Genomic DNA, 7783 nt, shown 5'->3' with positions numbered 1-7783 from the left:
CGCGGATCGCTCCGCGGGCCTTCTCTGTTTCAGCCTTGCTGGAAGCTTAGGTGTTGCCCTTCAGCTTGCAGTTGCCGGCGAACGCGCAACCGATGGCGTTCACGGCCTGGACCTTCGGAGCCGACTGGTACTCGATCACGTAGCCCTTGAGGCCGTCGGCGCAGGCGACTTCCACGAAGGTGGTGCCCTTCTCGGTCTTGCCGACCACGCGGGATTCCGAGACCTCGCACGAGTTGAAGTTGAACTTCTTCAGGTCGGCCGTGAGGTTGCCGTAGCCGGGATCCTTGCTCAGGCTGCACTTGTAGCCGGCCACCGGGGCGCGGCCGCAGTCCAGGACCTGGCTGCCGCCGGCCGCCTTGAAGAGGCCGATCGCGCCCTTGCCGTCCTTGCAGACCATCTCGACGATCTCCTCGCCCGGACGGGGCGGGAAGAGGGCGTAGCGTTCGACCTCGCAGTTCGAGCCGGCGCCCTTGGCGAGCCTGGTGTAGAGCGCCGCCTGCTCGGTCTGAGCCTGGCGGGCGTCCGTCAGGGTGCAGCCGCCCAGCAGGTGGGTGGCCTTCGCGCAGTCATAAGTCTCGGACAGCTGGCCCGCGGCGCTGGTCTTGAAGATGTAGCCCTTGCCGTCCTGGCACGAGGCTTCGAAGAACTGCGAGTTGTCCTTGGCGGCGCCCACGAAGCGGCGGTCCTTCACAACGCAGCCGTTCTTGGCTTCGGCGGCGTAGCGGTCGACGACCGCCAGGCGCGCGGCCTTGTCCGACAGGGTGCACTTAATGTTGGTCTCGGCGTCGTCGTACAGCAGGCAGTTCTGGGCCTGCGCCGGCTTGGACGCGTCGAACGGCGCGCTGGCCATCACGATGTAGCCGCCGCCGCCCTGGCAGGCGACTTCGAGGTAGGTGTTGGCCTTGGTCTGGCCGATGCCGCGGGCCTGTTCGGGCAGGCACTGGACGCCGGCCTTCTGCAGGATGGGCGTCAGGACCGCCTTGGGGTCGCTGTTGTCGGCGAGCATGCAGGGCGCGGACGGCGCCTGGCCCGGGGCCGGCGGGGTGTTCGCTTCCACGCAGGTAAAGACGGTGGGGGCGCCGCCGGCCGGGGCCTGCAGCACATAGCCCATGTTCCCCGCGCCGCAGGCGACTTCGTAGTAGGCCGTCTTGGTCTTCTTGTCCTCGCCGATCTTGCGGGCGTCGGACACCTGGCACGCCAGGCCGGCCGCCTGGACGACGGCGGGGGCCTCGGCCATGCCGCTCTTGCGGGCGGCGGCCGGAATCTCGGCGGCCTTCTTGCCTTGCGACACGGCCGCGGCGGGCACGAATACAAGCGCCGCCAGCGCCGCCGCGAGCCCGATAGCCTTGGGCGTCTTCACCTTTGCTTCTCCTGGGTAACCTTGGGTGGTCTTGTGTTTGGCGCGCACATAAGCGCCGCAGGCCCCTCTGGGTCAAGTTGCCGACTGAGGCGGGCGCAAGTGTGGCCGTCCCGGAGCCGGCGAATGGCCGAACTCCGGCGAATCCAGGGCCTTGCGGGCGACCCTCGTTATGCACGGCGGACGGTGAGACGCACGCCCGATACGCCAACCACCTCGACCTTCTCGCCGGCGTCGAGACGACCCTCGCCTTCGAGCTCCGCCGGCCACTCCTTGCCGTCGATGAGGACCCGGCCCGAGCGGCCTTCGAACGGCTGGACCGCCGCCGCCGAGCGGCCCACCAGCCGGTCGACGTTGTCGTTGATGTCCCCGCCCTGCGCCGTGACCGCCCGCGGCAGGTAGCGGCGGGCCAGCAGGGTCGACACGATCGTCAGGGCGGCGAACACCAGCAGCGCCATGGCGAACGTCAGGTCCCCGATGCCGGTGGCGATGGCCACCGCCGCGGCCGAGGCCGCGGCCCACAGCAGCCAGCCCGAGCCCGTCATGATTTCGACCGCCAGAAGGGCGGCGGCCAGCGCCACCCAAATCCAGAACGGCTGGGCGGCGTAGAGGTCGGCGAGCGCGTCCATCCGTCAGGCTCCCGTGGTCGGCACGGCGCTGCGGCCGCGCGGTGGCGACTTCGGCGGCGGTCCGTCGGCGGCGATGGCCTTCACCAGCTCGCCCACGCCGCCAACCGTACCCACCAGCGCACTCATCTCGGCCGGCACGATCACCGTCTTCTGCTGCGGGCTGTTGGCCAGTTGGGCGAAGGCCTCCACGTACTTCTGGGCCACGAAGTAGTTGATCGCGTTCACGTCGCCCTTGGCGATGGCGGTCGAGACCATTTCGGTCGCCTTCGCCTCGGCCTCGGCTTCGCGCTCGCGGGCCTCGGCGTCGCGGAACGCCGCCTCGCGGCGGCCCTCGGCCTCCAGGATGGCCGCCTGCTTGGCGCCCTCGGCGCGGGCGATGGCGGCCGACTTCTCGCCGTCCGCCTCGGTGATGACCGCACGCCGCTCGCGCTCGGCCTTCATCTGCCGGGCCATGGCCGCGGTGATGTCCGGCGGCGGCTGGAGATCCTTGATCTCGATTCGCGCGGCCTTCACGCCCCAAGGCCCGGTCGCCTCGTCGATGACGTTCAGCAGGCGGGTGTTGATCGCGTCGCGCTGGGACAGCACCTCGTCCAGTTCCATCGAGCCCACCACCGTCCGCAGGTTGGTCATCGCCAGCTGCTGGATGGCGTAGTTCAGGTTGTCGACCCGGTAGGCCGCCGCGGCGGCGTCCATCACCTGGATGAAGACGATGCCGTCCACCTGGACCACGGCGTTGTCCTTGGTGATGACCTCCTGGCGCGGCACGTCCAGGACCTGTTCCATCATGTTCACGCGCCGGCCGATGCCTTCCACGAAGGGCGTGAGGAAGCTGATCCCCGGCTTCAGGGTCCGGGTGTAGCGGCCGAACCGCTCCACCGTGTATTCGCGCCCTTGCGGCACGATCTTGATGGCGCCGAAGGCCACCACCACCGCCAGGAACAGAAAGACGCCTGCGACTGCGAGTTCCATGATCCACCGCCCTCTCGACTTCTCGGGGTCGAGCTTACTGGCCAGCTTCTACTCACGCTACGGAAACCGGACACGCTCGCGCCCAAGTCGTGGGTCTGTTAGCCCTCCGTCATGATGCGACCGATCACCATCTGCCTCGCCGCCGCCCTGCTCGCCGCCCCGGCCGAGACGTTCGCCCAAGCCAAGACGCCTGCGCCAAAAGCGCCGGCGGCCAAGACGGCGCCGGCAAGGCCAGGCGCCGCCGCGCCCGCCGGCCCGTACGACGCGACCAATCCGCAGAACCTGACCGAGCTGCTCACCGCCGCCGGCGCCAAGGCCGCGCCGCCGCGGCGCGAGGAGGATTCGGTGTTTGTCGCGATCACCTCGGCCGCAGCCAATTTTTCGGTGCAGTTCGCCGGCTGCAACGCCAACGCCCGCGGCTGCCAGGCGGTGCTGTTCGACGCCCTGCTGCCGACCGGGACGCCGACCCTGACCCAGATCAACGGCTTCAACCAGAGCTCGGTCGTCTGCCGCATGTACCAGGATCGGCAGGCCAAGCCGCACGTCACCTATGCGGCGCTGCTGCTGAAGTCGGACAGCCGCGACAGCGGTCGCACGCACCTGGCCGCCTGGCAGGGGTGCCTGGCGGACGCGGTCACCTTCGTACGCGACCCCAACGCTTACCTGGCGGTGGCGCCCTAGGCCTCAGGCGGGAGCCATGGCGCGGTTGCGGAGGCCCGCGACCCGGTCGATGGCCGCCTCGGCCTCGGCGACGATGGCCTCGACGATCTCGCCGGCTGGGCGCACGTCGCGGACGCCGCCGGCCGATTGGCCCATGGCGAAGCACGAGCGGTCGGCGTCGAGCCCCTCGATCTGGCCGCCGATGCCCCCCATGACGCCGGCCTGGTGCGAATGGATGGCCTGTTGCGGGAAGGGCTGGATGTCGGCCGGGCGGCTCTCCCAGTCTTCGACGTAAGGGTTTTTCTTCACCCGCATCGGCTTGCCCGAGTAGCAGCGGGTGCGGACGGTGTCCTCGTCCGAGGCCTCGACGATGGTTTGGCGGTACATCTCGCCGGCATGCGCCTCCTTCGAGGCGATGAAGCGCGTGCCCATCCAAACCCCGACCGCGCCCAGACTGAGCGCGGCCGCCAGGCCCCGTCCGTCGTAGAGGCCGCCCGCCGCCACCACGGGGATCTTCACCGCCTCGACTGCTTGCGCCACCAGGGGCATGGTGCCGACGAGGCCGGTGTGGCCGCCGCCCTCGCCGCCCTGGCAGATCACCGCGTCGCAGCCCGCCTGCTCGGCCTTCACGGCGTGCTTCACGGCCCCGCAGACCACCATCACCTTCAGGCCGGCCTTCTGCAGCTTCTCCATGATGGGCATCGGCACGCCCAGTCCGGCGACGAAGCTGGAGGCGCCCTCTTCGATGATCACGTCGACCGAGGCGGTGAGGCTCTCGGGACTGGCGGCCAGCAGGTCGACGCCGAACGGCTTCTCGGTGAGCTCGCGCACGCGGCGCATCTGATCACGGATGAAGTCCGGGCTCCGGCCTGCCATCCCCAAAACCCCGTAGCCGCCGGCATTGGAAACCGCCGCCACCAGCTCGGCGTAAGAGACGCCGCCCATGCCGGCCAGCATCACCGGATGGCGCACGCCGAGGAGGTCGCAAAGCTTGGTGTGCAGGGTCATGGCCGGTCCTCCCGAAGTCTTTCGGGGAAGGATGGCGCCCCAGGTTATCGTTGGAAACCGTGACGCGGGGTCATGCAGGCCGGATCACCGTCAGCCGCGAAAGCTCGGCGGCGGCGAAGTCCAGGAAGGCGCGGACGCGGGCCGGTGTCAGCCGCACGCTGGGCGTAACGAGCTGGACCGGCAGCGGCGCGGGCTCGAACCCCTCGAGCAGGCGGACGAGCCGGCCGTCCGCCAGCTCCTCCGCGACCTGGTAGGAGAGCACCCGGCCGATGCCTTTGCCCATGGCGACCGCGCCGACCACCGGCTCCACCGCATTGATCATCAGCCGCGGGCGAAGTCGCACCGACACCGGCCCGCGCGAGCCTTCGAAGCGCCACTCGGTCGGCCCTGACTGGGTGCTGGAATAGATGATCTCGTGGCCGGCGAGGTCGGCCGGGCTCGCCGGGACGCCGCGGCTCGCCAGGTACTCCGGGGCGGCGATCACCACGCGGCGCACCTCGCCCACCTTGCGAAGGACCAGCGTGGAGTCCGCGAGGCGACCGATGCGCAGCGCCAGGTCCAGACCTTCGTCGATCAGGTCCAGGTTGCGGTCGTTCAGCACCAGTTCGGCGGTGACCTCCGGATTGGCGTTCAGGAAACGGCTGACGACCGGCGCCATGTGGCGGCGTCCGAACACCACCGGCGCGCTGAGGCGCACGTGCCCGCGAAGCAGGCCGGTCTCCTCCCGCTGCACCGCGGCGTCATAGGCGGCCAGGGCGCGGCGGGCGTCCTCGGCCACGCGGCGGCCCACGTCGGTGACCGCAAGACTGCGGGTGGTGCGCTCCACCAGCCGCGCGCCGACGCGGACTTCGAGCGCCGCCAGCGTCCGCGTGACGGCGGCGGGCGAGCGGCGCAGCCGCCGCGCTGCGCCCGCGAGGCTCCCGGTCTCCAGCACGGCGAGGAACACCGCCAGTTCGTCCAATCGGTCCATTGTTCCGGTATTCGCAATTCTGATTTGAGAACTAGGCCCATTCTGCACAGGATCCGCAACGCCTAGCTTAGAGGTCTCGCTCAACGAGGGACCGACATGACCGCCAAGATCCGCCTGCACGGCGTCCCGCTCTCCGGCCACACCCACAAGGTCGAGCTGTTCCTGCGCCTGCTGGGGCTAGAGTTCGACTATGTGCACGCGCCGCGGGAGACCTGGTCGACCGAGGCCTTCGGCAAGCTGAACCCGCTGCGGCAGATCCCCGTGCTGGAGGACGGCGGACTGGTGCTGGCCGATTCCAACGCCATCCTGGTCTACTTGGCCAAGCGCTACGACCCCGACGGCCCGTGGCTGCCGGCCGACCCGGCGCGCGCCGCAGAGGTGCAGCGGTGGCTCTCCATCTCGGCCGGCGAGATCCGATTCGGCCCCGCGACCGCCCGCATCATCAAGCTGATGGGCCGTCCGGGCGATCTCGACGCCGCTCAGGCGCTCGCCCGCAGGCTGCTCGAGGTAATGGAGCAGCGTCTGCAGAGCTCGCCGTGGCTCGCCGCCAACACCATCACCCTGGCCGACATCGCCTGTTATCCGTACCTGGCCTGCGCCCCTGAAGGCGGGGTGGACCTCAGCACCTTTCCCGCCGTCCAGGCCTGGATCGGCCGCGTCGAAGCCCAGCCGGGCGTCACGCCGATGCCCAGCGCAGCGGTGGCGGCGTAAACCCATGGGCGAAGGACCCTGGCACGCGGGCGAGCGGCAGGCTCAGGCGCTGTCCGGCGCCGACCGCTTTCCCGGCGGCGCGGGCATCCGCGACTTCATGCCGGACCAGCACCGGGTGTTCTTCGCCCAGCTGCCGTTCATGGTCGCCGCAAGCCTTGATGCGGATGGCGCGCCGACCGCCACCCTGCTGGTCGGCGGCGAGGGCTTCGTCGCGAGCCCCGATCCGTGGACCCTGGCCATCGCCGCCGCCTGCGGCGACCCGGCCGGCCAGCGCCTGGTAAGGGGCGCGCCCATAGGCCTCTTGGGCATCGAGCTGCACACCCGGCGCCGCAACCGCGCGAACGGCCGGATCGCGTACGCCGGCGACGAGGGCCTGATCGTCCAGGTGCTGCAGAGCTTCGGCAACTGCCCGCAGTATATCCACCCGCGGGTGGTGGAGCCGAACCCGGACGCAGCCGCCGACTTCGAGACCTTCGAAGGACTCGATCCGGCCGCGCGGGCGCACGTTCGTCGCGCCGACACCTTCTTCGTCGCCAGTACGAGCGGCGCGGGCGTCGAGAACGGCGGCGTGGACGTCTCGCATCGCGGCGGCCCGGCCGGATTCGTACAGGCGGACGGGGATGTGCTGACCATCCCCGACTACCGCGGCAACCGTTACTTCAACACCCTAGGCAACCTGCTGCTGGAGCCGCGCGCCGCCCTGCTGTTCGTCGACTTCGAAGCCGGCGTGCTGACCCAGCTGCAGGGCCGCGCCGAGGTGCTGTGGGACGACCGCAGCCTCCCCGGCGCCGAGCGCGTCTGGCGTTTCCGAGTGGAGCGCGGTTTCCGCCGCGCCTCGGGCCTGCATCAGGTGGCCGTCCAGCCGCCATCGACCGAGAACGTCGCGCCGGTGGCCGACGCGCCGAGGTCCGAAACCAGGTAAAGCAGCTGCCCGGCCAGGTGTTCGTACTCGACGAAGGTCTTGTTCGGCTGGGCGGCCAGGATCACGTCCTCGACCACGCGTTCGGGCGAGATGCCGCGGGCCTTGGCCTGGTCCCCGATCTGCGACTCGATCAGCGGCGTCTTCACGTAGCCAGGGCAGATGGCGTTGACGGTGATGCCGGTCCGCGCGAGTTCGACGGCGCAGGACTTGGTGAAGCCCACGACCCCGAACTTGGCCGCGCAGTAGGCGGACTTGAACGCCGAGGCGACGAGGCCGTGCGCCGAGGCGATATTGACGATGCGGCCGCGACCTTGGCCCTTCATGATCGGCACCGCCGCCTTGGTCGCGTGGAAGGTCGAGGACAGGATTACCGAGATCAGGGCGTCCCACTTCTCGTCCGGGAACTCGTCCACGGGGGCGACGTGCTGAATGCCCGCGTTGTTCACCAGGATGTCCAGGCGGCCGAACTCCTTGTGCGCGAAGGCAATGAGATCACGGACCTCCCCGGCCTTGCTGAGGTCCGCGCCGTGGTAGAGCACGCGAGCGTTGGTGCGCTG

At 70.0% G+C, this 7783-nt stretch carries 9 protein-coding genes; 3 read left to right on the top strand and 6 right to left on the bottom strand.

All coding sequences use genetic code 11. The annotated features are described in order from the left end of the window. Positions 1–46: 46 nt before the first annotated feature. The 3 genes from RIF93_RS15655 to RIF93_RS15645 all read right to left on the bottom strand — a co-directional run bounded on the left by RIF93_RS15655 (position 47) and on the right by RIF93_RS15645 (position 2955). Positions 47–1360, bottom strand: coding sequence for a hypothetical protein (locus tag RIF93_RS15655; protein WP_309092378.1), 1314 nt, complete (start codon positions 1358–1360; stop codon positions 47–49). Positions 1361–1527: 167 nt separating this feature from the next. Further along, positions 1528–1986 (bottom strand): NfeD family protein, encoded by a 459-nt coding sequence (locus tag RIF93_RS15650; RefSeq protein WP_309092377.1) that lies wholly within the window; start codon positions 1984–1986, stop codon positions 1528–1530. 3 nt (positions 1987–1989) lie between these two features. Then, positions 1990–2955, bottom strand: coding sequence for an SPFH domain-containing protein (locus RIF93_RS15645; RefSeq protein WP_309092376.1), 966 nt, complete (start codon positions 2953–2955; stop codon positions 1990–1992). A 111-nt stretch (positions 2956–3066) separates the two neighbouring features. On the opposite strand from RIF93_RS15645, the gene RIF93_RS15640 reads away from it, so the two are divergent. Continuing rightward, the gene (locus tag RIF93_RS15640) at positions 3067–3636 is read left to right on the top strand and encodes a hypothetical protein (RefSeq protein WP_309092375.1); all 570 of its coding nucleotides are present in this window, start codon (positions 3067–3069) and stop codon (positions 3634–3636) included. Positions 3637–3639: 3 nt separating this feature from the next. Here the strand turns inward: RIF93_RS15640 and RIF93_RS15635 are convergent, their stop codons facing one another. Together RIF93_RS15635 and RIF93_RS15630 are read right to left on the bottom strand one after the other, a co-directional pair. Continuing rightward, a complete protein-coding gene (locus tag RIF93_RS15635) occupies positions 3640–4623 on the bottom strand; it encodes a nitronate monooxygenase family protein (RefSeq protein WP_309092374.1) in 984 nt (327 codons plus the stop codon). Between the two features lie 70 nt (positions 4624–4693). Next, the gene (locus tag RIF93_RS15630) at positions 4694–5593 is read right to left on the bottom strand and encodes a LysR family transcriptional regulator (RefSeq protein ID WP_309092373.1); all 900 of its coding nucleotides are present in this window, start codon (positions 5591–5593) and stop codon (positions 4694–4696) included. A 96-nt stretch (positions 5594–5689) separates the two neighbouring features. Between RIF93_RS15630 and RIF93_RS15625 the strand changes: the two genes are divergently transcribed. Continuing rightward, positions 5690–6304, top strand: coding sequence for a glutathione S-transferase N-terminal domain-containing protein (locus tag RIF93_RS15625; protein WP_309092372.1), 615 nt, complete (start codon positions 5690–5692; stop codon positions 6302–6304). 4 nt (positions 6305–6308) lie between these two features. Next, positions 6309–7226 (top strand): pyridoxamine 5'-phosphate oxidase family protein, encoded by a 918-nt coding sequence (locus tag RIF93_RS15620; protein WP_309092371.1) that lies wholly within the window; start codon positions 6309–6311, stop codon positions 7224–7226. Here RIF93_RS15620 and RIF93_RS15615 read toward each other — a convergent pair. Then, the coding region (locus tag RIF93_RS15615) for a 3-hydroxybutyrate dehydrogenase (RefSeq protein ID WP_309092370.1) at positions 7151–7783 on the bottom strand (633 nt) is incomplete at its 5' end. The genes RIF93_RS15620 and RIF93_RS15615 overlap by 76 nt on opposite strands.

It is taken from the genome of Phenylobacterium sp., assembly GCF_031181185.1.
GTDB lineage: Bacteria > Pseudomonadota > Alphaproteobacteria > Caulobacterales > Caulobacteraceae > Phenylobacterium.
This window is presented reverse-complemented; position numbering and strand designations above follow the sequence as displayed.